Source organism: Novosphingobium sp. NBM11, from assembly GCF_015390225.1.
Lineage (GTDB): Bacteria > Pseudomonadota > Alphaproteobacteria > Sphingomonadales > Sphingomonadaceae > Novosphingobium.
Map to the genome: position 1 here is coordinate 2220102 of NZ_VUOG01000001.1, position 23562 is coordinate 2243663.

Below are 23562 nucleotides of genomic sequence, written 5' to 3' on the forward strand. Positions count from 1 at the left end.
GCTACGCCGATCTGGCCCTCTATGCCGCCAAGGCCGACCGGCGGGGGCTTCGTGCGCGACATGGACGTCGCCGCGCAGGAAAAGAGCTTGCTGGAGGCCGATTTCCGCAAGGCGATCCGGCTGGGCGAACTGGCGGTCCACTATCAGCCGCTGATCGATCTCGCGACCGGCGAGGTCGAATGCTACGAGGCGCTGGTGCGCTGGCACCACCCCGTGCGCGGCATGGTGATGCCCGACGCGTTCATCGGCCTGGCCGAGGAAATCGGCCTGATCGACGTGGTCGGCCAGTTCGTGCTGCAGAGTGCCTGCCGCGAGGCGATGATGTGGCCCGCGCACGTCAAGCTGGCGGTCAATGTCTCGCCCATCCAGTTCCGTTCGCCCAACCTGCTGGGCATCGTGGTGCAGGCGCTGTCGTCGGCGGGCATGGACCCGCGGCGGCTGGAGCTGGAAATCACCGAAGCCGTCCTGATGGAAAAGGGGCCGCAGGTTTCCGGCATGATCGCATCGATCCGCGCGCTGGGCGTGGGCATATCGATGGACGATTTCGGCACCGGCTACAGCTCGCTCAGCTATCTGCTGAGCTACCCCTTCACCAAGATCAAGATCGACAAGTCCTTCGTGCGCGACTTGCATCAGGAGCCCAATTCGCAGGCGGTGGTGCGCGCGATCATCGGTCTGGGCCACAGCCTGGGCCTGACCGTCACCGCCGAAGGCATCGAGGAGGAAACGGTGCTGGATTACCTGCGTGGCGAAGGATGTGCGCAGGGGCAGGGCTACCTGATCGGCCGGGCGCGGCCCGCGAACGAACTGGGCATGACGCGCGCGATCGCGAAAGACGCGGGCTGACTCACCCGGCGGGGCGGACAGGCACAACTGGGTCCGATTTGGCGGTGTCGGCCGCTGGCGTCTTGGCATCGCCATGGCGCTCCGCAATGCTTCCCGCCCGGCCACGCGGTGCCGTTGGGAAGCGACGGGGGACCGATGGTCGCGCTGGTTTCGACAGTGGCCTATCTGGGGCTGGACGCCCGCGCGGTGGAAGTCCAGTGCCAGATCGCGCCGGGCCTGCCCGCGTTCCGGCTGGTCGGCCTGCCCGACAAGGCGGTGGGCGAAAGCCGCGAGCGGGTGCAGTCCGCGCTCGCCGCATTGGGGCTGGCGCTGCCGCCCAAGCGCATCACCATCAACCTTTCACCGGCCGACCTGCCCAAGGAAGGCTCGCATTACGACCTGCCGGTTGCGCTGGCGCTGCTGGCGGCGATGGGCGTGGTCGATCGCGAACAGATCGCGGACTATCTGGCCGTGGGCGAACTGGCGCTGGACGGGCGGATCATCGCCAGCCCCGGAGTACTTCTGGCGGCGCTTCATGCCAGCGGGGCGGACAAGGGCCTGATCTGCCCCGCCGCGCAAGGCACCGAGGCGCGCTGGGCCAGCGGGATCGACGTGATCGCCGCGCCCAACCTCGTCTCGCTCCTCAACCACCTGAAAGGCACGCAGCGCTTGCCCCCGCCTACGCCGGGCGAGGCCGATCCGCCGCGCCGCATGGCAGACCTGCGGCAGGTGAAAGGCCAGGAAACCGCCAAGCGCGCGCTGGAGATCGCGGCGGCGGGCGGGCACAACCTGCTGATGATCGGCCCGCCGGGCGCGGGCAAATCGCTGATGGCATCGTGCCTGCCCGGCATCCTGCCCGAACTGACGCCGGCCGAGGCGCTCGGCATTATGTAGCAAACGCACCAAGCCTGAGGCGAACGTCATCGCCGATGATGGCAGGTGTAATGCTCAACGATGCCGCTCCTAAGAAGGAGTAGCGCTTTGATCTTCAATTTCCTCAACGCCATCGTCGGCATTGTCATACAGGTCGGGCTCCATCTCGGCCCACCGCTTCCGGTTGGCATAAATGTTGTGAGGCCCCAAAAGGAGATAGAAGGTCTCGAGATCATCTCCCGAGAGGCGATACCCAGCAATTTCGGAAAACTTGCCACCCTTATCATCTTCGTAGGTGAATTTGAGGCGAATTACGTATTCCAGCCTGCCTTCGTTGAATTCCTCCAGGTCATCCTTGCCGATGTAAAAGCCGTCAAAGACACGGCGCTCATGGCCGGGCGCGCAGACAGGAGTATCCACATAACCCCGACGGAAGTGACTCAACTCTCCTCGGTAGAAGCGGGCCATGCAGAGACGTTTGGTAACGTGAATGTTGCGGGCAGGAACCTTGCCGTAGTTTCGAAGATGGATCGACACTCTCGCGGAAAAGCCGTTGGGGATCGTCTTGGATTCACCGTCTTCTTCGATCTCATCGGTAAAGCGCTTAATGTCGATCAACTTAAGATGATCGACAAAGAGATAAGGTCGCAGTTCAGCCTCAGCGATTCTATTGGAAATAGCATTAGCCTTCCGCATTTCATCGGTGGCATCGCCGGTGTCCTTGACGGCTTGCAAGGTAGCGTCGAGAGTGCGCTTGACATACCAAACGCCTATTCCGGACAGCAGAAGGCTAAAAAAACTCAATACAGACGAAGCGAGGGCGCTCGAAGCGGCGCGCTGTTGGGCGCTCAAATCTTGCTCGTCATGTGCTGTTTGATAGGCGGCTTCGGTCTTTTCATTCACACATTCGAAAACAGCACGAGGCTCAACCCCGACGCAGGCGCGCTCCGCGTCCTTCTTGGCTGCTTCAGCGTAGGCTGTGGGGGTATTCTCTCGCTTGTATTCTTCGCGGGCTTGTAGCCACCCGATACCCCAGGAAAGCGAAACGGCTAAGAAGACCCCAACAACAGGGGGAACCCAATTTAGAGCCTTACTGTTTCCGTTCCTATCGCCATCAGACATTGGACCAAGAACACCGCTGTAAATTTGCCTCGGCTGATCTTGTTCCGGATATTCGGCTCGGAGTCCATCACTCCAATGTCAGCCAGCTTGCCGACCAGATCGGCATAGGTCACACCCCGGCGCTTCAGTTCTGCTTTCAGGAGGCCCTTAACCCGGTCCTCCCATTCCTTTTCCTTGACCGGCACTGCTCGCTCCTATGATGTAAAACATCATCATACGCGATACATTTGCCGTTGACAACGATACGTAATGTCATCATATGAAGTGCATAAGCACTGGAAACGATGACAATGCAGCACTTCCTCCTCTCCGCCGCCGCCCGCACCCTGAGCCTCAAGAAGGTTTTCCGGATGGGCGAGGAAGCCGCTTACCGCACGTTCTGCGAACTCCGCTGGCCGGAGACGGACGGCGAAGCGATCTGCCCAAAGTGCGGCTGCACCGAAACCTACAACATTGCGACTCGCCGTAAGTTCAAGTGCGTCGCCTGCCATCACCAGTTCAGCGTCACCAGCGGAACCATCTTCGCATCGCGCAAAATGAGCTTCACCGATCTGCTCGCCGCGATCGTCATCTTCGTGAACGGCGCCAAGGGCGTTTCCGCCCTCCAGATGAGCCGCGACCTTGATTGCCAGTACAAGACGGCATTCGTCCTTGCCCACAAGCTGCGCGAGGCGATGGCGCTTGAGGACCAGCACCAGACCCTTGAGGGCGAGGTAGAGGTCGATGGTGCGTACTTCGGCGGTCACGTCCGCCCCGCCAACGAGAAGGCCAACCGCCGGGATCGTCGCCTTGCCGTCAATCAGTCTGGCAAGCGTCAGGTTGTTGTCGTCGGCCGCGAACGCGGCGGCGAATCACTGGTTGTCGTAGCCAAGTCGGAAGCCAAGGGTGGCGAAGCGGTTGCGGCTCGCATCCACCATATGTCCACCGTCCACGCGGACGAAGCGTCGCATTGGGATGACCTGCACGCCAAGTTCGATACGCGCCGCATCAATCACACGGTGGAATATTCGAACGAATGGGCCTGCACCAATCAGGCCGAATCATTCTTCTCGCGTCTCCGCCGTATGGAAGTCGGTACGCACCATCACATCGCTGGGCCGTACCTGCACCAGTATGCCGCTGAGGCGTCATGGCGCGAAGATAACCGCCGTGTGGACAACGGTTCGCAGGCTATGACGGTTGCCGCATCGGCGATGGCAGCGACGGTGTCGCGGTCGTGGGCGGGGTACTGGCAGAGATAACCAAGAACACCTGTGGAACATTAACCAACACATCTTGACTCGTACTTTTCCACACCGGGAAATATCCCCTATTTTCCCTTTTAAGGCTCTCTCAGGCGTATTTCGATGGCTGGGCAAGTCGTGACAACAAAATGCGCGAGATGCCCTGTGTGGGCATCCTAGGGCATTAAGCTTGATTTCGTTCAGGAACTGTGCCAGAAACAAATTGGGCCAGCGGAGATGGCGTCTCCAGCTGGCCCGTTTTGAAAAACAACGCACCCGAAGGTGTGTTGGTCGTGATCACGGTGAAGTTTCTAACACCTTCTATGTGTTTCGGTCAACACCCTTCGGGCTTCAAGGCTCGAAGGAGAAACGGCAGAAACAAGGCTGATTCCCGAGACGGGGGCTATCGACTTGCTGGTGAAATCAGGTTCCTGATCCAAGCAGCAAGCCCTGCGATTGGACCCATCACCCCTGGCACCGTTGCGATCACTTCGCCCTCAACTCGGCCAAAATGAATTTGGCTGAGGCGGCGTTCTGCATCCTCAAAAGACGTTGCTGGGATTTCGATGTTCCATTGAGCGCCGTCCAGACGATAGCTGACAAGAAAGTGTTTGAACTTCATGGAGATATTCCAATGTACTACAAGTTGTACAAGGACCGCCTCAACCAGTGGCGGTGGCGATACGTTTCCTCGAATGGCCGTACCATCTCGGACTCTGCAGAGGGCTATTATAACAAAGCAGATGCCATCAACGGCATCAGCATCATGAAAAATTCGGGCAATTCCCCGGTCATCGAGTAACTAGCATAGGGGTGGGTTGTTAGGAGAGTCCTACCTGCCCACCCTTATTTCCCGCACTTGCTACATTCACCGCACAACCTCCCACTGCAACCAAAGCCCCGTCTCCTCCAGCGACCGCACAAGCCCCGCAGAGCGCTTGTCGCGCAGTACGTTGGCAACCCGCCGCGTCATTACGTCCAGAATGCCCTTGTCGGCGTCTAGGCCGCGTTGCTGGACGATCATGGAGGCAATCTCCCGTGTGGACAGCGGCCCCTTGGCAACGCGCAGGATGGACAGCACGGCCCGGCTCATTTCCCCGCGCTTGCTCCACGACTTCGGGGGCGTGAATACCTTGGGGAGAATGCTCTCCTGTACGAAGTCAGGGGCGAACAAGCGTATCGTGGCGTCGATATGGTCGAGGCCGTCCGATAGCTGTTGCAGCCTTGCATGACAGCGGGCGATTTCCCCGGTCATCTCTGCGCGCTTCCGTTTGAGCGCTTCTAGGGCGTAGTCCGTCATACGATGATATTACGCATCGCGAGCGATTACATCTATCCTGATGCTGGTGCGTTTGCTACATAATGCCGGAGGCGCTGGAAGTCTCGATGGTCGCTTCGGTCGCCGGGCTGCTGGAGGACGGGCGGATCAGCCGCGCGCGCCCGTTCCGCTGCCCGCACCATTCCGCCTCGATGGCGGCGCTGACCGGCGGGGGCCTGCGCGTGCGGCCGGGCGAGGTCAGCCTGGCGCACCTGGGCGTGCTGTTCCTTGACGAACTGCCCGAATTCCAGCGCGCGGTGCTCGATTCGCTGCGGCAGCCGCTGGAAGCGGGCGAAGTCTCGGTGGCGCGGGCCAATGCCCATGTCACCTTCCCCGCGCGCGTGCAGCTGGTCGCGGCGATGAACCCGTGCCGCTGCGGCCATCTCGGCGATCCGGCGCTGGGCTGCAGCCGCGCGCCGAAATGCGCGGCGGACTACCAGTCCAAGGTGTCTGGCCCGCTGCTCGACCGGATCGACCTGCATGTCGAGGTCGATCCGGTGTCCGCGGCCGATCTCGCCTTGCCGCCGCCGGCGGAAGGATCGGACGAGGTGGCCGCCCGCGTGGCCGGCGCACGCGCGATCCAGACGGCACGACTGGCGGGCAGCGGACGGCGCAACAATGCCGAGCTCGATGGCGAGTTGCTCGATCGCCACGCCACCCCGGATGCGCCGGGCCGCACGTTGTTGCTGCAGGCGGCGGAAGCGATGCGGCTGTCGGCGCGGGGCTATACCCGGATGCTGCGCGTGGCGCGCACGATCGCCGATCTCGGCGGCTCGGAGACGGTCGGCCGCGTGCATGTGGCGGAGGCACTCAGTTATCGCCGCATGGCGCCGCGCGCGTGACGTCTTGAAGCTGGACGATCGTCCGAATTTGCGGCAACTCTCCTCTCGCTGGCGATTGTCCGGAGGAGCGGCAGGGTGCGCGGATTGGGACGAAACGGGATTCGGGCATCGCTGATGGCGGCTCTGGCGATCGCGCCGCTCGCCCTGTGGTCCGGCCCCGTCGGCGCGCAGGAGGACCATTCGGGCCTCACCCGCGAAACCTACCGCAAGACCTGCCTGCTCTGCCACAGCAAGGCCGCGCCCGAGGGCGTGGCGCCATGGATCCTCGAAGGGCTGCGCCCTGTACCGGGATTGAAGCCCGCCGATGCCATGCCGGGCGTCACCTGCTGGCGCCGCTGCGAGATTTGCAAGGGCCGGCATGTGCCGGAAGCGAAACGCTGAGAATCCCGGACGCCGGGGATCAGCGTCCTGCCATCGCCTTGGCCTTGGCCAGATAGGTGCGTCCGATCCGGAGCGGCGTGCCATCCGCCAGTTCCGCCGACCAGACGCCAAGGCCATCGTGTCGCAACCCGTTGATCCGGTCCCGTCGCACGATCGTCGAGCGGTGCAGGCGGATGAAGCGATCGGGATCGAGCCGATTTTCCAGGCCCTGGATCGTGTGCAGCATCAGGTAGCTGCGTGGCCCCACGTGCAGCCGCACATAGTCGCGCTCGGCATCGATGCGCTCGATGTCGGCGGCGGCGACGCGGACCAGTTCGGAGCGGTGCGGCACCCAGAATTCCTCGATCCAGTCACCCTTGGACGGAGCGGCGGCCGATGGTTCCGTGGTGGGGGTGGCGGCTCCATTGGCGATCCGGGCCAGCGCGCGCTCGATCGCGCGTTCCAGCCGGTCCTGCGCCACAGGCTTCAGCACATAGTCCACGGCATCAAGGTCGAAGGCTTCCACGGCGAAGTGATCGTGCGCGGTCACGAAGATCACCGCCGGCCGCTGCGCCTGGCCGGAAAGCTGGCGCGCCACCGAAAGGCCGTCCACTTCGGGCATCGTCATGTCGAGCAGGATCAGGTCGGGCGCTAGCGCCTCGACCAGCCGCAGTGCCGCCGCGCCATCGCTGGCGGTGCCGACCACGGTGATCGCGGGCAGGCGCGAACAGAGGATCTGCATCCGTTCCACCGCCAGCGGCTCGTCGTCCACGATCAGCGTTCGCATACCGTTTCCTCCCGTCTGTTCTTCCATGCCCGTTCAGCAGTTCCCGCCGTCCACGCGGGGGATGGTGAGCACCGTGGCATAGCCCCCCGCCGGCAGGGGGCCGCTATCGACATGCGCGAAATCGCCGAAGCGCGCGGCCAGCCGGTTGCGCACGTTGGCAAGGCCAATGCCGGTGCCACCGCTTCCGCTGGCCTTGCCCGGCCCGTCGTCGGCCACGGTCAGCACCAGCAGCCCGTCGGCCTCGCGCGCGCTGATGCGGATGGTGACCGGCCGCGTGGTGGCGGAGACGGCATATTTGATCGAGTTTTCGACCAGCGGCTGCAGGATCATGCCGGGCACGCAGGCTTGGGCAAGGTTTTCCGGCACGTCGAATTCGGTACGCAGCCGGTCGGGAAAGCGCACCGCCTCGATTTCGAGGTAGTGGCGCTGCAGCGCGATCTCGTCGGCCAGCGGCACGTCCGACGTGGGATCGGCGGCCAGGCTGTGGCGGTAGAAGCTGGAGATCGTCTGGATCATTCGTTCGGCCTGTTCGCCGCGCCCTGTCATGACCAGCGCGGACAGCGAATTGAGCGTGTTGAACAGGAAATGCGGGTTCACCTGATAGCGCAGCGAGCGCAGCTCCGCGGCCTTGGCGGCGCGGCGGTATTCGCCCTCGCGCCATTCGGCGGCGCGCGCCATCTCGCCATTGCCGAGCGCGAGGTAGAGCGCGGCCCAGGCGATCAGCAGGAAATAGCGGCCCAGCGCGACATCGGTGAGCTGCCGCCACAGTCCTTCCTCGTGCATCGCGTTGCGCACGATGGCGAATTCATAGGGTTCGGCGCTGGCGCTTGCGGAAGGCGGTGCCGACGGCTGTGGCGGAGGAGCGACAGCCGATGCGGCAGCGGCGGGAGAAGCAGACGCTGAGGGAGAAGGGCTGGTGGCAGGTGCTGTCCGCGTTGCAGCCGCATGGGGTTTGTGCGCGGGCGCTGCCGGGCGGTTCGTGGCGGCTGGCGTGGGCGATGGCTTGCTGGCGGGCGCGGATGCCGCCCGCGTGGGAGCCGGCGGCGCGGGCGGCGCCGGCATCGCGGCGGCCGGGGCCGGCGGAGGCGGAACGGTGATGCCCGCTTCCGCCAGTTCGCGGCGGACTTCCTCGAACGCCTTGCGCCGTTCCTCGGCGGCGATGCGGCGGCCTTCCTCCATGGCCTTGCGGCGTTCCATGGAAGCGATGCGGCGGGCTTCGGCGCCCTGCGCGCGGCCATCACCGACCTGGCGGCGCGCGTTCTCGATTGCGCGGGCGATGTCGTCAGCGTCGTCGCCATCGACATCCGCCGTCATCCGGCCGGCGCGGACCTGCGCGGTGCCGTCCGCGTTATGGCGCACGATTACGCCGCCCGGCGCGATCATCTCGGAGCTGCCATCCGCGTTGCGGCGCACGGTCAGCGGGAAATCGGGCGCCGGTGGCGGGGCGGGGGGAACCTGCGCGGCCGGTGGTTCCGGTGGCGACGGCGGCGGCGAGGATGCTTTCGGCGCGACCGGATCGGGCAGGTCGACCAGAACGTTGCCCGACAGGTCATGCCGCATCCTGATGCCGCCGGAAGGTGCGGCAGCGGTGGTCTGCCCCGGCGCGGGTAACGGGCTGCCCGCATCGGTTGGCGCCGTGGGGCGCGCGCTGCCGGGCTCCTTCGCCGCTTCCTCGTTGAGCTTGCGCTCCATGATGCGCTGTTCGATCGAGGCGAAGGCCTGCTGGTTGATGACCGCCAGCGCCAGCGCGGCGGGCAGCATGATGACCAGCGACGCGCCGATGCGCAGGCCGATGCCGCGCCCGTCGAAGCGGCGGAGCAGCGGCCAGGCCAGCAGCGTGACCACGATTCCGGCCAGCGTGACCAGCGCGCGCCGCCACAGCAGTTCCTGGAATTCGCCCAGTTCGACCACCATGCCGCGCACGGTAACGAGCAGGAAGTAGCACAGCCACAGCGCGGCCGCCGACAGCACGACCTGCCGGGCGGGAACATGGGGGCGGGCGGAGAGCGCGTCTGCTTCTCCGATGGGATAGGCGGAACTGGAAGCCATTGCCGCCTTCTACACCGCGTTCAAGCGCCAGCGCCAGCGCGGCTGGTCGGGGGGAGTCTGCGGTTGGTCGAGCATTCGGCGGCGCAGGGCCGGGCGTCCCGTGCGAACCCCCCGGCCCTGCGTTGCGTCAAACCGCGTCAGGCGGGCAGCAGGCCTTCCTCGGCGATCTTCTTCTTCCACACCAGCGGGGCGAGCTGGTGGACGTTCTGGCCTTCGCTGTCGACGGCCACGGTCACCGGCATGTCCTGCACGGTGAATTCGTAGATCGCTTCCATGCCGAGGTCCGCGAAGCCGACGACTTTCGCTTCCTTGATCGCGCGCGCGACAAGGTAGGCGGCGCCGCCGACCGCCATGAGGTAGGCGGACTTGTGGTTGGCGATCGATTGCGTGGCCGAAGGGCCGCGCTCCGCCTTGCCCACGCTGGCCAGCAGGCCCAGGTCCAGCATCTGGTCGGAGAAGCTGTCCATGCGCGTGGCGGTGGTGGGGCCGGCGGGGCCGACCACTTCGTCGCGCACCGGATCGACCGGGCCGACATAGTAGATCACGCGGCCGCGGAAATCGACGGGCAGTTCCTCGCCCTTGGCCAGCATGTCCTTGATCCGCTTGTGCGCGGCATCGCGGCCGGTCAGCATCCGGCCGTTGAGCAGCAGGCGGTCGCCCGCCTTCCAGCCCTGCACCTCTTCGGGCGTCAGGCTGTCGAGATCGACGCGCTTCGCCGCGCTGTCGGGCGCCCAGTGGACTTCGGGCCATTCATCGAGCTTGGGGCGTTCGAGGAAGCTGGGGCCGGAGCCGTCGAGCGTGAAGTGCGCGTGGCGCGTGGCGGCGCAGTTGGGGATCATCGCGATCGGCTTGCCGGCGGCGTGGCACGGCGCGTCCATGATCTTGACGTCGAGGATTGTCGACAGCCCGCCCAGGCCCTGCGCGCCGATGCCCAGCGCGTTGACCTTGTCGAAGATTTCGATGCGCAGCTTCTCGATATCGTTCTGCGGCCCGCGCTCCTTGAGCTGGGCCATGTCGATCGGCTCCATCAGCGCCTTCTTGGCCAGCAGCACGCAATGTTCCGCCGTGCCGCCGATGCCGATGCCGAGCATGCCCGGCGGACACCAGCCGGCGCCCATCTGGGGCAGCATCTCCACCACCCAGTCCACGATCGAATCGCTGGGGTTCATCATCTTGAACTTGGACTTGTTTTCCGACCCGCCGCCCTTCGCTGCGACATCGACCGAAACCTTGCCGCCCTTCACCATATCGACATGGAGCACGCAGGGCGTGTTGTCCTTGGTGTTGCGGCGGGTGAAGGCCGGGTCCGCCAGCACCGAGGCGCGCAGCTTGTTGTCCGGGTTCAGGTAGGCGCGGCGCACGCCTTCATCGACGACGTCCTGCAGCGAACGGTCGGATTCGAGGCGACAATCCTGCCCCCACTGGATGAAGACATTGACGATGCCGGTGTCCTGGCAGATCGGCCGGTGGCCTTCGGCGCACATGCGGCTGTTGGTCAGGATCTGGGCGATGGCGTCCTTCGCCGCCGGGCCTTGTTCCGCCTTGTAGGCTTCGCCCAGCGCACGGATGTAGTCCATCGGATGGAAGTAGCTGATGTATTGCAGCGCGTCGGCGACGCTTTCGATCAGGTCTTCTTCCCGGATTGTCACCATTTCCGCCATTGTCGCTGACTCCTTCGTCGCTGGCTGGCCGCTACCGGCCGATCGCTGCCCGATCGGCGCCGGCCGGACCGATTGGCCGGTTGAATCGATGGGCGCCCCTTACGCGCCGACGGGCGACGTGCAAAGCGCTTGGCGTGGGGAAAGCGATATTCTACAGGCGGTGCCCGGAAGCCCGGACTGGAATGCCCCGACACCGGCGTTGCACTGGTGTATTGATGGTGTAATACAGTGGCGGGTCGCTTTTGCAGGCCAGTTACGAGGGATAGCATGACAGTGGTGGAAGATCGGCCGATGGGCGCCGAGACCGGTGCGGACCTTGCCCCGGCGCGGCGCGCGATGATCGACAGCCAGCTCCGGGTGAGCGGCGTCAACGATCCGGCGATTCTCGCCGCTTTCGCCGCGATCCCGCGGGAGGATTTCGTGCCGGCGGAACGGCGCGCGGTGGCCTATGCCGATCGCGCGGTGCCACTGGGCGATGGCACGGTGCTGGCCCCCGCGCTGACGCATGGGCAGATGCTGACCGCCGCCGAACCGGTGCCTGCCGACACGGTGCTGGTGATCGGCAAGCCCGGCGCCTATCTCGCCGCCGTGGTGGGCAGGCTGGTGGGCAGCGTCACGCTGGCCGCGCCCGGTGCCACCGTGGAGGGCGGTCCCTATTCGCTGATCCTGATCGATGGCGCGATCGAAGTGGCGCCCGCGGCGCTCGTGGCGGCGCTCGCCGACGATGGCCGTGTCGTTACCGGCCTGATCGAACGCGGCGTGGCGCGGCTGGCCATCGGCCGCAAGGTGGCGGGCGAAATCGCGTTCGCCAGCCTGGGCGAAGCGGATTTCGCGGCGCTGGCCGACTATGCCGCGCCGAAGAAGTGGAGCTTCTGAACGTCATGACGAAAATGGGGAGGGACAGGGCCGGACGAGGAAGCGCTTGGCTGCGCGCGACCCTGCTGGGGTCGGCGTTCGGGTCGGCGCTGGCGCTTCCGGCCGCCCCTGCCCTGGCGGACGACCTGCGCGAGGCGCTGGTCGGGGCCTATAACACCAACCCCACGCTGCAGGCCGCGCGCGCCAACCAGCGCGCCACCGACGCGGGTGTCGCCGCCGCCAAGGCTCCGGGCCTGCCCAGCCTGGCAGGTACCGCGACCTATACCGAATTCGTCAAGAACAGCCCGGTCTCGTTCACCGCGCCGGCGCGCGTGCTGGTGGGCGAAGTCAACGCGGGTCTGCCGGTCTATTCGGGCGGGTCCGTGCGCAATTCGGTCCATGCCGCCGAAACCCGCGTGCTGGCCGGCCAGGCCAGCCTGCGCGGCACCGAATCGGGCGTCTTCAGCCAGACCGTGGCCGCCTACATGGACGTGATCCGCGATCAGGCGATCGTCGGCCTCAACCGCAGCAACGTGCAGGTTCTGGAAGTGAACCTGAAGGCGACGAGCGACCGCTTCGAGATCGGCGACGTGACCCGGACCGACGTGGCGCAATCGAACTCGCGCCTCGCGCTGGCGCGCGGGCAGTTGCGGCAGGCCGAGGCCAATCTCGTTACCAGCCGCGAAACCTACATCCAGGTGGTGGGCAAGGTGCCGGCCGATCTGGAAGCGCCGCCGCCGCTGCCCGGCCTGCCGGCCACGCCCGACGATGCGGTGCAGATTGCGCTGGCCAACAATCCCGATCTCCAGGCCGCGCAGGAACAGAGCAAGGCCGCCGGCTTCGACACCAAGGCGGCCGGCGCATCGCGCCTGCCCAAGCTCTCGCTGTTCGCGACGGGCGATTACTACAACTACGTCAACTCGCTGAAGTTTGCCGAAAATAACCAGGTCGTGTCGGTCCAGCCCTACACCACGGCGCAGGCCGGGGTGCGGGCCACGATCCCGCTGTTCCAGGGCGGTTTGCCTGCCGCGCAGATCCGCCAGGCGCAGGCGCGCGAAGGCGCGGCGCTGGAACAGGAGATCGGCGTCGAACGGCAAGTGATCGCCACCGTGCGCGCCGCCTATTCCTCGTGGAAGGCGGCGAACGACGTGATCACGATGAACCAGACGGCGGTGGACGCCGCGGCGCTCAGCCTGGAAGGCGTGCGCGCGGAAAACACCGTGGGCAACCGCACGATTCTCGACATCCTCAACGCCGAACAGGAACTGCTCAACGCGCAGGTCCAGCTCGTTACCGCGCGGCGCAATGCCTATGTCGCCGGTTTCAACCTGCTGTCCGCCATAGGCAAGGCGCAGGCCAAGGATCTGGGGCTGGACGGCGGCGTGCTCTACGATCCCGAAGTCAACTACGACCGGGTCCGGAACAACATATGGGACTGGGCACACGATCCCGCACCTGTCGCCCAATCCACACGCACCGTTGACACACCGGCCCAGGATGCGACAATTCCTGCTCAGACTGCTCCGTAACGGCGGGGATTCGGAGCGTCTGTTTCAGGGGTGCGAAAAGGCGATGCGGCAGGCTGGTGAACCTTCGGTCGAGGAAATACTCGAATCGATCAAGAAGGTGATCGCGCGGGATAACCGTGCTGAATCCGCGCAGGCGCGCGCGCGGCGCGAAGCGCCCGTACCGACACCCGCCGCTCTTGCCGCGCGCCCGGCCGATGTTCTGGATCTTGCCGAGGAGGACGCCGAGGTCCTGCTGGCGGGGGACGCGTGCGAAGACGAGGGCGATGCCATGACGGACGAGGACGACGCGCCGCTGCTTCCGGAAACCGCCGCGGTTTCCATGCGCGATTCGCTGGCGGCTCTGTCGATGCTGGCGCAACCAGGCGCCCAGCCGCAGATCGTCCGCTCGGGCGAGACCTCGCTGGAAGGCATGGTGCGCGACATGCTGCGCCCGATGCTGTCCGAATGGCTGGAAAAGAACCTGCCAGGCATGGTCGAACGGATGGTCGCCGCCGAAATCACGCGGATCGTCGGCAAGAAGAGCTGACCCGCCGTCCGGTTCGGAGGGACCGGAAGGGCAGGGACCCGATTCGCGTTCCTGCCGATTCGCTTTGCCTTCGATGGCGGAGCCGCTAACCCGGTTTCCATGAAAACCGTTTCGCTTCGCGCGGCGCTGCTGGCCGCCTGCCTCGTTTCGCCCCTTTTCGCCAACACGGCATCCGCTGCCGCCGGAGCCGCTCCGCCGCCAATGTCGGCGCAGGACCTCGTCACGCTGAACCGGCTGGGTTCGGCCACGGTTTCGCCCGACGGAGCATGGGCGGCCTATACCGTGACCACCACCGATCCCGTCACCTACAAGCGTACCACGGCAATCTGGCTGAGATCGCTGACCGACGCCAAGGCGCCGCCGGTGAAGCTGGCGTGGGAGGGATCGGTCAGCGATCCGGCCTTCGCGGCGGACGGCACGCTGTGGCTGCTGTCGGACCGCAAGCCCGCCGGTGCGGCCACGGACACAGCCGCGACCACGCAAGTCTGGTCGGTGCGGCCGGCCACGCCCGACAGCGCGCGGCAGGTGACGGCGTTCAAGGCCGATGTCGCCGGGTTCAAGCTTTCGCCCGATGGCCGGCGGCTGGCCGTGTGGGGCGATATCGCGCGCAGCTGTCCCACGTTCGGCGGGTGCGCCGGCGATGGCAACATCAGCCTGCCGGGGCCGGGCACGGGGCGGCTTTACAAGGACGGCGTGGGGTTCGTCCGGCACTGGGACGCATGGGAGACACCGGGCAACTACAGCCGCGTGTTCGCCTTCGCGCTGGGGGCCGACGGGCGGATCGATACCGACAGCGGCCGCGCGCTCGATGGCGATCCGGCGCAGGGCGGCCTTGTCGGCGATGCGCCGACCAAGCCGTTCGGCGATGGCGGAGAAATCGCGTGGAGCGCCGATGGACGCGCGGTGATCTATGCCGCGCGGCAGGCCGACCGGAACGAGCCGCATTCGACCAACATCGACCTGTGGTGGGCGCCGGTCGATGGTTCCGCGCCGAACAACCTGACCGCCGCCAACGCGGCGACCGACACGATGCCGGCGGTCTCACCCGACGGCAAATGGCTGGCCTATGCCGCGATGGCGCGGCCCGGCTATGAAAGCGACCGGCTGGTCGTTCACCTGCGCAACCTGGCCACTGGCGAGGATCGCGCGCTGACCGGGGGCTGGGACCGTTCGGTCGCGTCGCTGACCTGGACGCCCGACGGCAAGGCCCTGATCGCCACGGCCGAGGACGTGCTCGATACGCCCGCGTTCCGCATCGACGCGGCGAGCGGCAAGGTTGCGCGGCTGGCGCTGTCGCCCGACAAGGCGCGCGAAGGGCACATCAGCAACGTCCTGCCGCTCAAAGACGGGAGGGTGGTGTTCCTGCGCGATACGATCGACGCGCCTGCCGAGCTCTATGTGGCGAAGGCGGGCAAGCCGGGACTGCGCGTGACCGACGTGGCGGCCACGACCATGGCTGAACGCGCCCCGGTGGTGACCCGCCGCCTCAGCTTCACGGGCGCGAACGGCGATACCGTGTGGGGCTGGGTGACCAAGCCCGCCGGTACCACCGGCAAGCTGCCGGCGATCCTCTATGTCCATGGCGGACCGCAGGGTTCGTTCAACGACGGCTGGTCCAACCGCTGGAACGCGCGTGTCGTGGCGAGCCAGGGCTATGCCGTGGTCGCGATCGATTTCCACGGCTCCACCGGCTACGGCCAGGCCTTCGTCGATGCCATCAACCGCGACTGGGGCGGCAAGCCGCTGGAGGATCTGCAGAAGGGCCTGGCCGCGGCGGCGGCGGCCGATCCCCAGATCGACGATGGCAACGCCTGCGCGATGGGCGCGTCCTATGGCGGGTACATGATGAACTGGATCGAGGGCCAGTGGCCCGACAAGTTCAAGTGCATCGTCCAGCACGATGGCGTGTTCGACGCGCGTGCCATGGCCTACGAAACCGAGGAGCTGTGGTTCGACGAATGGGAACACGGCGGACACGCCTATCACGAGGCGCCCGAGGAGTTCGAGAAGTGGAACCCGGTGAACCACGTGGCCAAGTGGAAGACGCCGATGCTGGTGGTGACGAGCGAGAAGGACTTCCGCATTCCCTATACCCAGGGCCTTGCAGCCTTCACCGCGTTGCAGATGCGCAAGGTACCGTCCGAACTGCTGGTCTTCCCCGACGAGAACCATTGGGTGCTCAAGGCGAAGAATTCACTGCAATGGCATGAGACGGTGTTCGCCTGGCTGGATCGCTGGCTGCATCGTGGCGGCCGGGCGGGCGGCGAGACGGGCGGCGGAAAGGCAGACTGAGCCGTGGCGAAACCCGATCCGGCGCTGCTCGATGCCGCGCGCTATCCGTTCGACCTCGAAATCACGACCCGCTTCGCCGATCTCGATCCCAACGATCACATCAACAATGTGGCCATAGCGGCGGTGCTGGAAGATGCGCGCGTGCGCTTCAACGAGGCGCTGGGCTTCCGCACCGTAATCCGCCCGCTGCGCGCGATGGTGGCGAGCGTTTCGATCGATTATCTGGCTCAGGGGCATTACCCGCAGCCGCTGCGCTGCCACGTGGGCGCGGTCGCGATCGGGCGGACGAGCTGGACCGTGCAGCAATTGCTGGTGCAGGGCGATGCCGCCGTCGCCACCGCGCGGACCGTGATCGTCTGCGTCGACGGGGACAGGCCCCACCCGCTCCCCGATGCGGCGCGTGCCGCGATCGATCAATGGATGCTCCGCGCATGACCGTTTCACCCGAAGAACTGGCCCAGGCCGAAAGCGCGCTGGAAAAGCTGGGCGGCTTCGCGCCGCGCCGGCATATCTTCCTCTGCGTCGATCCGGAAAAGGACAAGTGCTGCCCGCGCGAAGTGGGGCAGCAAAGCTGGGCCTTCCTCAAGAAGCGGCTGGGCGAACTGAAGCTGGGCGGATCGTCGGGCGTGCTGCGCAACAAGGCGGGATGCCTGCGCGTGTGCCTCGCCGGGCCGGTGGCGGTCGTCTATCCGGAAGGCGTGTGGTATCATTCCTGCACGCCGCCGGTGCTGGAGCGGATCCTTCAGGAACACCTGATCGGCGGCGTGCCGGTGGAGGATTACCGGCTCAATCCGCCGGCAGGCTGAAGCCTATCCGCCCCACCCTTCGTCGTGCTCGAACGGGTCCTCGATCGCCTCGTCATGCCCGGTGCCGCTGGACAGGAAAACCAGCCCCATCAGCGCCGCCATCAGCATCATCGTCAGGCCGATGCCCAGGGTGATCGCGATGTAGAGATGGATCGAGACGAAGCCGACCACCTCGTAGAGATAGGTCGCGACCATCGCGATCACGCACAGCGTGACCAGCCCCATCCAGCGCATCAGCCGGAAATAGCGCGCCCAGGCGAAGCGGGCGTTCGCGGGGTCGTCGAGCGGGGATATTCTGGGCATATCGCGGCTCTCCATGCGCCGCGCGGCAGGGGCTGGCAATCGCTTTCGCCGTCAACGCTCTTTACTGTCACCGCGATGGTGGCATGATCGGTCGAACGGGCAGCGAACCGCGATGGCGCAAGCCGGGGCGGGGACCGGCAAGCCCGGATCAGGAAGAGGTTGCACCTAACGGGGAAGGATAGCGTCATGACCATTGCCAGGCTGATTGCCGGGCGCGGAGCGGAGGTGTGGCGGTGCCATGCCGAAGATACCGTGGCCGATGCGGTTGAAGTGCTCGCGAAGAAGCGCATCGGCGCGCTTCCCGTGCAGGATGGCGATGGGGACGGCGTGGCCGGCATCTTCTCCGAACGCGATGTGCTGTATTCGCTGCAGAACCACGGCGCCGATGCGTTGCGGATGAAAGTGCGCGACGTGATGACCGCGCCGGTGATCACGATCGCGCCGGACACGTCGGTCATGGAAGCGCTCGCGCTGATGACGCGGCGGCGGTTCCGCCACCTGCCGGTGGTCGAGAACGGACGGATGGTCGCCTTCGTCTCGATCGGTGATCTGGTGAAGTACCGCATCGACCGCATCGAGGCCGAGGCGGACGCCATGCGGGTCTATATCCAGCAGGCCTGAAGCGGAGTCTGAAATCCGGGAGTCTGACGGCGCCGCTTGAGTGACGGGCCGACCATGCCTATCTTGTCGGGCATGACCGAACCCGCCGTCTCGCTTGCACCCAGTGCAGCCACCCGCATCGCCGCGATCGCCGCGAAGCAGGGCAAGCCCGCCATTCTCCGGCTTTCGGTGGAAGGCGGCGGCTGTTCGGGCTTCCAGTACCGCTTCGGGCTGGACGAAGTGGCGCAGGACGACGATTCGATCGCGGAGACCGACGGCGTGCGGCTGGTCGTGGATCCGGTCAGCCTCGATCTGCTGGCGGGCAGCGTGGTCGAATATGTCGAATCGCTGGGCGGTTCGGCCTTCCGCGTGACCAATCCCAACGCGGCATCGGGCTGCGGTTGCGGCTCCTCTTTCGCGGTATGAACACGCTCAAGGTTGCCAGCTTCAACATCAACGGCATCAAGGCGCGCCTGCCGCGCCTGCTCGAATGGCTGGAGGAAACCCGCCCCGCGGTCGCCTGCCTGCAGGAGATCAAGACGCAGGACGAAGGTTTCCCCGCCGCGGAGTTCGAAAAGATCGGCTACCACGCCATCTGGCACGGCCAGAAGGGTTTCAACGGCGTGGCGATCCTGGCGGATGGCGAGAAGCCGGTGGAAGCGCACCGCGGGCTGCCCGGCGATCCGGACGACGAACATGCGCGCTATCTCGAAGCCGACGTGTTCGGGCTGCGCGTGGTGTGCATCTACCTGCCCAACGGCAATCCGCAGCCGGGGCCGAAGTTCGATTACAAGCTGCGCTGGATGGAGCGCCTCCGCGCCCGCATGGCCGAGATTGCCGCGCAGGAGCTCCCCGCGCTGGTGATCGGCGATTACAACGTGATTCCCGAGGACAAGGACACGTTCTCGGTCCGCGCAATGGCCACCGACGCGCTGATGCAGCCCGAATCGCGCGATGCCTATCGCCGCCTGATCAACGATGGCTGGACCGACGCGATCGACCTGCACAACCCGCGCGGCGGGGTGTGGACGTTCTGGGATTATCAGGCCGGCGCGTGGCAGCGCGACCACGGCTTCCGCATCGATCACGCGCTGCTCTCGCCCGAACTGGCCGACCGGCTGGTGGCGGCCGGAGTCGACAAGGCCTATCGCGGGCGCGAGAAGGCGAGCGACCACGCGCCCATATGGGTCAGCCTGCGCGCCTGAAAGGCCGCTTCCGGCATCCTCCGTTCGTCGCATTTGGACCGGATCGACCATGTCGATCGTCGAATGCCTCTTGTCCTGCCGACAAGGCTCCCTACGTGGGCCGCGCCGTGTTGCTCCGCAAAATGTCGCCGGCTGTGTAACGCTTCACAGCGCGGCGGCGAAGAACCGGGCATGATCGACATACGTTCCCAGGGCGCCCTGCCGCCATTGCCAAGAGATCCCCTCATGGGCCTGTTCACGCCTGACTTCTTCCGTGCTCTCCTCGTCGGCTTCCTGATCGGTACGGCCGGCATGGCGCTTTCGATCGGCTCGGACGTGCGCGCGGAAAGCGCCAAGGCGGGCGCGGCGGTGGGCGTCGCGGTAGGCGGGGCGCAGGCCGCCGCGCCCGCGTCCGGAGCGCGGTGATAATGCGGCGGGCACCGGGCCTGGCCGTTGCGCTCGCGCTCGTGCTGGCCGCCTGCCAGCAGCCCGCGCAGGCCGAAGGCGTGGTCGCCACGCCCGAAGCGGCGGTGAAGGCCAGCGAGGCGCCCGGACGGCGCACGGCGGTATTCGCCGGCGGCTGCTTCTGGGGCATGGAGGCGGTGTTCAGCCACGTGAAGGGCGTGACCAGCGTGGTATCGGGCTTCGAAGGCGGCGGCGCGCGCGAGGCGCGGTACGAAACCGTCAGCACCGGGCGCACCGGCCATGCGGAATCGGTGCGGATCACTTACGATCCGGCGCGCATCCGCTATGACGAGCTGCTGCGGATCTTCTTCGGCGTCGCCAGCGACCCCACCCAGCTCAACCGGCAGGGGCCGGACGTCGGCACGCAGTACCGCAACGCCATCGTGCCGCAAAGCCCGGAACAGGCGCGCGTGGCCGCCGCCTATGTCGCGCAGCTGCGGCGGACGAACCTGTGGCGCGCGCCGATCGTCACCGCGATCGAGCCCAACCGCGGGTTCTACGCGGCGGAGGCCTATCACCAGGATTTCATGCTGCGGAACCCCGATCACGGCTATATCCGCCGCTGGGACGTGCCCAAGGTCGATGCGCTGAAGCGCACGTTCCCGCAGTTCTGGAAAGCTTCGTTCACGGTGAACTGAGGCCGGCTGGCGCAATGGCTCCGGGGCGATTGCACCGGGCGTGCGGCGCTCCTATCTAGGGCACATGCCGGGGCATCATCATCACGAACATGTCGGAGACACGCTGGTCGGCGCCGCGCGTGACGTTCTCGTCGCCTCGGGCGAACAATGGACCGACATGCGCGCCGACGTGTTCGAAGCGCTGGCCGAACGGGAAAAGCCCGCCTCGGCCTATGACATCGCCGAAACCGTGGGCGCGCGGCGGGGCAAGCGTGTGGCCGCCAACAGCGTCTATCGCATCCTCGACCTGTTCGTGCGCACCAACCTGGCCCGGCGGGTGGAAAGCGCCAACGCCTATGTCGCGAACAGCCATCCCGGTTGCCGGCACGATTGCATCTTCCTGATCTGCGATTCGTGTGGGCATACGATCCATATCGATGACGATCGCCTGACCGGTGCCTTGCGCCAGGCGGCGCAGGATGCGGGCTTCGCCGATGTGCGGCCGGTGGTGGAAATCCGCGGCCGCTGCGGGGATTGCGGTTAAAGCACTTTCCCCATGCGCTTGAGCGGCACCGGGGCGCCGCCGCGATCGTCCACGATCTCCTCGATCACATCGTACCCGGCCACCCGGTAAAGCGGTTCGCCGGCCAGCGTCGCCATCAGTTCGCAGCGCGCGAAGCCTTCGGCGCGGGCCGCCGCCTCGCAATGGGCCAGCAGCGCCCGGCCGATGCCGCGCCGCGCGAACGCCGGATGCGTGTACATCGCGCGGACGCGGGCCGCCTCGGTGGCCGGATCGAGCAGGCGCGGTTCGCGCAGGCCCGCGCTGTGATCGCCGCCGTAGAGCGTCGCGCGCCGGCTCCACCCGCCACAGCCGGCCAGCGCGCCATCGGCTTCGGCGATGAAATAGGTGCCATCCGTCACCAGCTGCCGGTCCAGGCCCATCACCGCCCGGCTGGCCGCGATCTGGGCGGCGGCAAGAAACGCGGATTGCAGCGTGCCGATCGCCAGGTCCATCACGCTTTTCAGCGCGGCAAGATCGGTCAGGCGCGCGGGCCTGATGGTGGCGCCCGTGGCGGGTTTCGCGGTCATGGACGGGTCATTTATCGCATTTTTCCATCGGGCGTTGCCGGCTTGTCACAATCGACAGGCCGGGGGCAAGGGTGTAAGGCGCAGGGATGTCGTTAGAACGAGATCGTCCCTTGCTGGAGGGAGTAGAATCGCCATCGGATTTTCGGGGCTGGCCGTTGCCGCGTTTGCGGGCATTGGCGGACGAGGTCCGGGCGGAGATGATCGGGGCGGTGGGGCAGACGGGCGGTCACCTGGGGTCTGGCCTTGGCGTGGTGGAGCTGACGGTGGCGCTGCACTATGTGTTCGACACGCCGCGTGACCGGCTGGTGTGGGACGTGGGGCACCAGGCCTATCCGCACAAGATCCTGACCGGCCGGCGCGAACGGATGCACACGCTGCGCCAGGGCGGCGGCCTTTCGGGCTTCACCAAGCGGTCGGAGAGCGAATACGATCCGTTCGGCACGGCGCATTCGTCGACGTCGATTTCGGCGGCGCTGGGCTTTGCCGTGGCCAACAAGCTGTCGGGCGCGCCGGGCAAGGGCATCGCGGTGATCGGCGATGGCGCGATGTCGGCGGGCATGGCCTACGAGGCGATGAACAACGCGCAGGCCGCCGGCAACCGGCTGGTGGTGATCCTCAACGACAACGACATGTCGATCGCGCCGCCGGTGGGCGGGCTTTCGGCCTATCTCGCGCGGCTGGTGTCGTCGCGCCCGTTCCTGGAGCTGCGCGAGCTGGCCAAGCGGCTGTCGCGCAAGCTGCCGCGTCCGCTGCACGAGGCCGCGCGCAAGACCGACGAGTTCGCGCGCGGCATGGCGATGGGCGGCACGCTGTTCGAGGAGCTGGGGTTCTACTACGTCGGCCCGATCGACGGGCACAACCTCGACCAGCTGATCCCGGTGCTGGAGAACGTGCGCGATGCGGCCGAGGGGCCGTGCCTGGTGCATGTGGTGACGCAGAAGGGCAAGGGCTATGCCCCGGCCGAGGCGGCGGCGGACAAGTATCACGGGGTGCAGAAGTTCAACGTCGTCACCGGCGAACAGGCCAAGGCCCCGCCGGGACCGCCGAGCTATACCGGCGTGTTCGCGCAGGCCCTGCTGGCCGAGGCGCGGCGCGATCCCGCGATCTGCGCGATCACCGCGGCGATGCCATCGGGCACCGGCCTCGACAAGTTCCAGCAGGCGTTCCCCGAACGCAGCTTCGATGTGGGCATCGCCGAACAGCACGCGGTGACGTTCGCGGCGGGGCTTGCCGCGCAGGGGATGCGGCCGTTCTGCGCGATCTATTCGACGTTCCTGCAGCGCGCCTATGACCAGGTGGTGCACGACGTGGCGATCCAGAACCTGCCCGTCCGCTTCGCGATCGACCGCGCCGGGCTGGTGGGTGCCGATGGGGCGACGCACGCGGGCAGCTTCGACGTGACCTACCTTGCCACGCTGCCCAACATGGTGGTGATGGCGGCGGCGGACGAGGCGGAACTGGTGCACATGACGCACACGGCGGCGCTCCACGACACGGGTCCGATCGCGTTCCGCTATCCGCGCGGCAACGGCACCGGCGTGGCGCTGCCCGAGGTTCCGGAGAGGCTGGAGATCGGCAAGGGCCGGATCGTAAGGGGTGGCGAGCGCCCGCATGGCAAGGTCGCCCTGCTCTCGCTGGGCACGCGGCTGGCCGAGGCGCTGAAGGCGGCGGACCAGCTCGAAGCCAAGGGCCTCGCCACCACGGTTGCCGACCTGCGCTTCGCCAAGCCGCTCGACGAGGACCTGATCCGGCGGCTGATGGCGAGCCACGAAGTGGTGGTGACGATCGAGGAAGGCGCGATCGGCGGGTTCGGCGCGCACGTGCTGACCATGGCCAGCGACCAGGGCCTGACCGATGGCAATGGCGAATACCGGGGCCTCAAGATCCGCACCATGCGCCTGCCCGACGTGTTCCAGGACCAGGACAACCCCGACAAGCAGTACGACGAAGCCGGCCTCAACGCCCCCCAGATCGTCGATACCGTCCTCAACGCCCTCCGGCACAACTCCACAGGCGTCGAGCACGATACGCTCGAGGCTAGAGCCTGAGGCGGATTACCTAACGGGCGCTTGCAGCCTTTGCCGACAATAGGCGTCGCCCACCCCCAACCCCTCCCGCCAGCGGGAGGGGAGCGAGACTTGCGCTGCCGGAGGCGGCGTTAGTCGCAGCGGGGCGGGCTTTTTCACGCTTCGCGTTTGCAAGAGGATATAATCGCCAACCAAGGGGGCCGGAGATC

26 protein-coding genes and 2 pseudogenes are annotated in these 23562 nt (G+C 66.4%); 19 read left to right on the forward strand and 9 right to left on the reverse strand.

The annotated features are described in order from the left end of the window. Nucleotides 1-21: 21 nt before the first annotated feature. Nucleotides 22-846 carry a bifunctional diguanylate cyclase/phosphodiesterase gene (locus F1640_RS25240; RefSeq protein ID WP_255530341.1) on the forward strand — a complete coding sequence of 275 codons (825 nt, stop codon included), beginning with the start codon at nt 22-24 and terminating at the stop codon, nt 844-846. Nucleotides 847-981: 135 nt separating this feature from the next. Next, nucleotides 982-1707, forward strand: a pseudogene (locus F1640_RS10600) (magnesium chelatase domain-containing protein); the annotation flags it as partial. A gap of 81 nt (nt 1708-1788) precedes the next feature. Here the strand turns inward: F1640_RS10600 and F1640_RS10605 are convergent. Then, nucleotides 1789-2820, reverse strand: coding sequence for a hypothetical protein (locus F1640_RS10605; RefSeq protein WP_194919105.1), 1032 nt, complete (start codon nt 2818-2820; stop codon nt 1789-1791). Next, on the reverse strand, nt 2781-3005 hold the full coding sequence (locus F1640_RS10610) for a DUF6471 domain-containing protein (RefSeq protein WP_194919107.1): 225 nt from the start codon (nt 3003-3005) through the stop codon (nt 2781-2783). Before F1640_RS10610 ends, F1640_RS10605 begins: the two co-directional genes overlap by 40 nt. A 105-nt stretch (nt 3006-3110) precedes the next feature. Here F1640_RS10610 and F1640_RS10615 point away from each other — a divergent pair, with 105 nt between their 5' ends. Further along, complete coding sequence (locus tag F1640_RS10615) at nt 3111-4061, forward strand: IS1595 family transposase (RefSeq protein ID WP_194919108.1); 951 nt, start codon at nt 3111-3113, stop codon at nt 4059-4061. 385 nt (nt 4062-4446) lie between these two features. On the opposite strand, the gene F1640_RS10620 is transcribed toward F1640_RS10615, so the two are convergent. Then, complete coding sequence (locus tag F1640_RS10620) at nt 4447-4665, reverse strand: hypothetical protein (protein WP_194919110.1); 219 nt, start codon at nt 4663-4665, stop codon at nt 4447-4449. Between the two features lie 12 nt (nt 4666-4677). On the opposite strand from F1640_RS10620, the gene F1640_RS10625 reads away from it, so the two are divergent. Continuing rightward, on the forward strand, nt 4678-4845 hold the full coding sequence (locus F1640_RS10625; protein ID WP_194919111.1) for a DUF1508 domain-containing protein: 168 nt from the start codon (nt 4678-4680) through the stop codon (nt 4843-4845). Nucleotides 4846-4911: 66 nt separating this feature from the next. On the opposite strand, the gene F1640_RS10630 is transcribed toward F1640_RS10625, so the two are convergent. Continuing rightward, nucleotides 4912-5298 carry a hypothetical protein gene (locus tag F1640_RS10630; protein WP_194919113.1) on the reverse strand — a complete coding sequence of 129 codons (387 nt, stop codon included), beginning with the start codon at nt 5296-5298 and terminating at the stop codon, nt 4912-4914. A gap of 110 nt (nt 5299-5408) precedes the next feature. On the opposite strand from F1640_RS10630, the pseudogene F1640_RS10635 reads away from it, so the two are divergent. Together F1640_RS10635 and F1640_RS10640 are read left to right on the forward strand one after the other, a co-directional pair. Then, nucleotides 5409-6203: pseudogene (locus tag F1640_RS10635) on the forward strand (ATP-binding protein); the annotation flags it as partial. Nucleotides 6204-6317: 114 nt separating this feature from the next. After that, nucleotides 6318-6584, forward strand: a complete 267-nt coding sequence (locus F1640_RS10640; protein WP_124810123.1) for a hypothetical protein — start codon at nt 6318-6320, stop codon at nt 6582-6584. 19 nt (nt 6585-6603) lie between these two features. Here the strand turns inward: F1640_RS10640 and F1640_RS10645 are convergent, their stop codons facing one another. The 3 genes from F1640_RS10645 to F1640_RS10655 form a co-directional block, all read right to left on the reverse strand. Beyond that, on the reverse strand, nt 6604-7350 hold the full coding sequence (locus F1640_RS10645) for a LytTR family DNA-binding domain-containing protein (RefSeq protein WP_125954329.1): 747 nt from the start codon (nt 7348-7350) through the stop codon (nt 6604-6606). A 33-nt stretch (nt 7351-7383) separates the two neighbouring features. Continuing rightward, nucleotides 7384-9399, reverse strand: coding sequence for a sensor histidine kinase (locus tag F1640_RS26015; protein ID WP_375336190.1), 2016 nt, complete (start codon nt 9397-9399; stop codon nt 7384-7386). A 137-nt stretch (nt 9400-9536) separates the two neighbouring features. After that, nucleotides 9537-11060, reverse strand: a complete 1524-nt coding sequence (locus F1640_RS10655) for a fumarate hydratase (RefSeq protein ID WP_124811385.1) — start codon at nt 11058-11060, stop codon at nt 9537-9539. Nucleotides 11061-11327: 267 nt separating this feature from the next. Between F1640_RS10655 and F1640_RS10660 the strand changes: the two genes are divergently transcribed. The 6 genes from F1640_RS10660 (at nt 11328) to F1640_RS10685 (ending at nt 17068) form a co-directional block, all read left to right on the forward strand. Beyond that, complete coding sequence (locus tag F1640_RS10660; RefSeq protein WP_124811384.1) at nt 11328-11936, forward strand: protein-L-isoaspartate O-methyltransferase; 609 nt, start codon at nt 11328-11330, stop codon at nt 11934-11936. Between the two features lie 5 nt (nt 11937-11941). After that, a complete protein-coding gene (locus F1640_RS10665; RefSeq protein WP_223806885.1) occupies nt 11942-13444 on the forward strand; it encodes a TolC family outer membrane protein in 1503 nt (500 codons plus the stop codon). A gap of 43 nt (nt 13445-13487) precedes the next feature. Further along, the gene (locus F1640_RS10670) at nt 13488-13970 is read left to right on the forward strand and encodes a DUF2497 domain-containing protein (RefSeq protein WP_124811383.1); all 483 of its coding nucleotides are present in this window, start codon (nt 13488-13490) and stop codon (nt 13968-13970) included. A gap of 99 nt (nt 13971-14069) precedes the next feature. Beyond that, entirely contained in the window at nt 14070-16262 is a 2193-nt protein-coding gene (locus F1640_RS10675) for a S9 family peptidase (protein WP_194919115.1), read from the forward strand. A gap of 3 nt (nt 16263-16265) precedes the next feature. Next, complete coding sequence (locus tag F1640_RS10680) at nt 16266-16697, forward strand: thioesterase family protein (RefSeq protein ID WP_194919117.1); 432 nt, start codon at nt 16266-16268, stop codon at nt 16695-16697. Then, nucleotides 16694-17068, forward strand: a complete 375-nt coding sequence (locus F1640_RS10685; protein WP_124811380.1) for a ferredoxin — start codon at nt 16694-16696, stop codon at nt 17066-17068. Before F1640_RS10680 ends, F1640_RS10685 begins: the two co-directional genes overlap by 4 nt. Nucleotides 17069-17071: 3 nt before the next feature. On the opposite strand, the gene F1640_RS10690 is transcribed toward F1640_RS10685, so the two are convergent. Beyond that, nucleotides 17072-17371, reverse strand: a complete 300-nt coding sequence (locus tag F1640_RS10690) for a hypothetical protein (RefSeq protein ID WP_124811379.1) — start codon at nt 17369-17371, stop codon at nt 17072-17074. A gap of 186 nt (nt 17372-17557) precedes the next feature. On the opposite strand from F1640_RS10690, the gene F1640_RS10695 reads away from it, so the two are divergent. The 6 genes from F1640_RS10695 to F1640_RS10720 all read left to right on the forward strand — a co-directional run bounded on the left by F1640_RS10695 (nt 17558) and on the right by F1640_RS10720 (nt 20781). Further along, entirely contained in the window at nt 17558-17992 is a 435-nt protein-coding gene (locus F1640_RS10695; protein ID WP_124811378.1) for a CBS domain-containing protein, read from the forward strand. 54 nt (nt 17993-18046) lie between these two features. Continuing rightward, nucleotides 18047-18397 (forward strand): iron-sulfur cluster insertion protein ErpA, encoded by a 351-nt coding sequence (gene erpA / locus F1640_RS10700; RefSeq protein WP_375336191.1) that lies wholly within the window; start codon nt 18047-18049, stop codon nt 18395-18397. Next, a complete protein-coding gene (gene xth / locus F1640_RS10705) occupies nt 18394-19176 on the forward strand; it encodes an exodeoxyribonuclease III (RefSeq protein WP_194919119.1) in 783 nt (260 codons plus the stop codon). Before erpA ends, xth begins: the two co-directional genes overlap by 4 nt. Before the next feature lie 171 nt (nt 19177-19347). Next, entirely contained in the window at nt 19348-19581 is a 234-nt protein-coding gene (locus F1640_RS10710) for a hypothetical protein (RefSeq protein WP_194919122.1), read from the forward strand. A 2-nt stretch (nt 19582-19583) separates the two neighbouring features. Beyond that, complete coding sequence (gene msrA, locus F1640_RS10715) at nt 19584-20258, forward strand: peptide-methionine (S)-S-oxide reductase MsrA (RefSeq protein ID WP_125954336.1); 675 nt, start codon at nt 19584-19586, stop codon at nt 20256-20258. Nucleotides 20259-20322: 64 nt separating this feature from the next. Further along, on the forward strand, nt 20323-20781 hold the full coding sequence (locus tag F1640_RS10720; RefSeq protein ID WP_125954344.1) for a Fur family transcriptional regulator: 459 nt from the start codon (nt 20323-20325) through the stop codon (nt 20779-20781). On the opposite strand, the gene F1640_RS10725 is transcribed toward F1640_RS10720, so the two are convergent. After that, complete coding sequence (locus F1640_RS10725; protein ID WP_194919123.1) at nt 20778-21326, reverse strand: GNAT family N-acetyltransferase; 549 nt, start codon at nt 21324-21326, stop codon at nt 20778-20780. The genes F1640_RS10720 and F1640_RS10725 overlap by 4 nt on opposite strands. A gap of 86 nt (nt 21327-21412) precedes the next feature. Between F1640_RS10725 and dxs the strand changes: the two genes are divergently transcribed. After that, nucleotides 21413-23374: a 1-deoxy-D-xylulose-5-phosphate synthase gene (gene dxs / locus F1640_RS10730; RefSeq protein WP_194919125.1), complete on the forward strand. Its 1962-nt coding sequence runs from the start codon at nt 21413-21415 to the stop codon at nt 23372-23374. Nucleotides 23375-23562 lie beyond the last annotated feature (188 nt).

Coding starts and splice junctions, on each gene's coding strand:
- F1640_RS25240 (WP_255530341.1), top strand. CDS start 22: ATGCCGCCAAGGCCGACCGGCGGGGGCTTCGTGCGCGACATGGACGTC.
- F1640_RS10605 (WP_194919105.1), bottom strand. CDS start 2,820: ATGTCTGATGGCGATAGGAACGGAAACAGTAAGGCTCTAAATTGGGTT.
- F1640_RS10615 (WP_194919108.1), top strand. CDS start 3,111: ATGCAGCACTTCCTCCTCTCCGCCGCCGCCCGCACCCTGAGCCTCAAG.
- F1640_RS10620 (WP_194919110.1), bottom strand. CDS start 4,665: ATGAAGTTCAAACACTTTCTTGTCAGCTATCGTCTGGACGGCGCTCAA.
- F1640_RS10625 (WP_194919111.1), top strand. CDS start 4,678: ATGTACTACAAGTTGTACAAGGACCGCCTCAACCAGTGGCGGTGGCGA.
- F1640_RS10630 (WP_194919113.1), bottom strand. CDS start 5,298: ATGACCGGGGAAATCGCCCGCTGTCATGCAAGGCTGCAACAGCTATCG.
- F1640_RS10640 (WP_124810123.1), top strand. CDS start 6,318: ATGGCGGCTCTGGCGATCGCGCCGCTCGCCCTGTGGTCCGGCCCCGTC.
- F1640_RS10645 (WP_125954329.1), bottom strand. CDS start 7,350: ATGCGAACGCTGATCGTGGACGACGAGCCGCTGGCGGTGGAACGGATG.
- F1640_RS26015 (WP_375336190.1), bottom strand. CDS start 9,399: ATGGCTTCCAGTTCCGCCTATCCCATCGGAGAAGCAGACGCGCTCTCC.
- F1640_RS10655 (WP_124811385.1), bottom strand. CDS start 11,060: ATGGCGGAAATGGTGACAATCCGGGAAGAAGACCTGATCGAAAGCGTC.
- F1640_RS10660 (WP_124811384.1), top strand. CDS start 11,328: ATGACAGTGGTGGAAGATCGGCCGATGGGCGCCGAGACCGGTGCGGAC.
- F1640_RS10665 (WP_223806885.1), top strand. CDS start 11,942: ATGACGAAAATGGGGAGGGACAGGGCCGGACGAGGAAGCGCTTGGCTG.
- F1640_RS10670 (WP_124811383.1), top strand. CDS start 13,488: ATGCGGCAGGCTGGTGAACCTTCGGTCGAGGAAATACTCGAATCGATC.
- F1640_RS10675 (WP_194919115.1), top strand. CDS start 14,070: ATGAAAACCGTTTCGCTTCGCGCGGCGCTGCTGGCCGCCTGCCTCGTT.
- F1640_RS10685 (WP_124811380.1), top strand. CDS start 16,694: ATGACCGTTTCACCCGAAGAACTGGCCCAGGCCGAAAGCGCGCTGGAA.
- F1640_RS10690 (WP_124811379.1), bottom strand. CDS start 17,371: ATGCCCAGAATATCCCCGCTCGACGACCCCGCGAACGCCCGCTTCGCC.
- F1640_RS10695 (WP_124811378.1), top strand. CDS start 17,558: ATGACCATTGCCAGGCTGATTGCCGGGCGCGGAGCGGAGGTGTGGCGG.
- erpA (WP_375336191.1), top strand. CDS start 18,047: ATGCCTATCTTGTCGGGCATGACCGAACCCGCCGTCTCGCTTGCACCC.
- xth (WP_194919119.1), top strand. CDS start 18,394: ATGAACACGCTCAAGGTTGCCAGCTTCAACATCAACGGCATCAAGGCG.
- F1640_RS10710 (WP_194919122.1), top strand. CDS start 19,348: ATGATCGACATACGTTCCCAGGGCGCCCTGCCGCCATTGCCAAGAGAT.
- msrA (WP_125954336.1), top strand. CDS start 19,584: ATGCGGCGGGCACCGGGCCTGGCCGTTGCGCTCGCGCTCGTGCTGGCC.
- F1640_RS10720 (WP_125954344.1), top strand. CDS start 20,323: ATGCCGGGGCATCATCATCACGAACATGTCGGAGACACGCTGGTCGGC.
- F1640_RS10725 (WP_194919123.1), bottom strand. CDS start 21,326: ATGACCGCGAAACCCGCCACGGGCGCCACCATCAGGCCCGCGCGCCTG.
- dxs (WP_194919125.1), top strand. CDS start 21,413: ATGTCGTTAGAACGAGATCGTCCCTTGCTGGAGGGAGTAGAATCGCCA.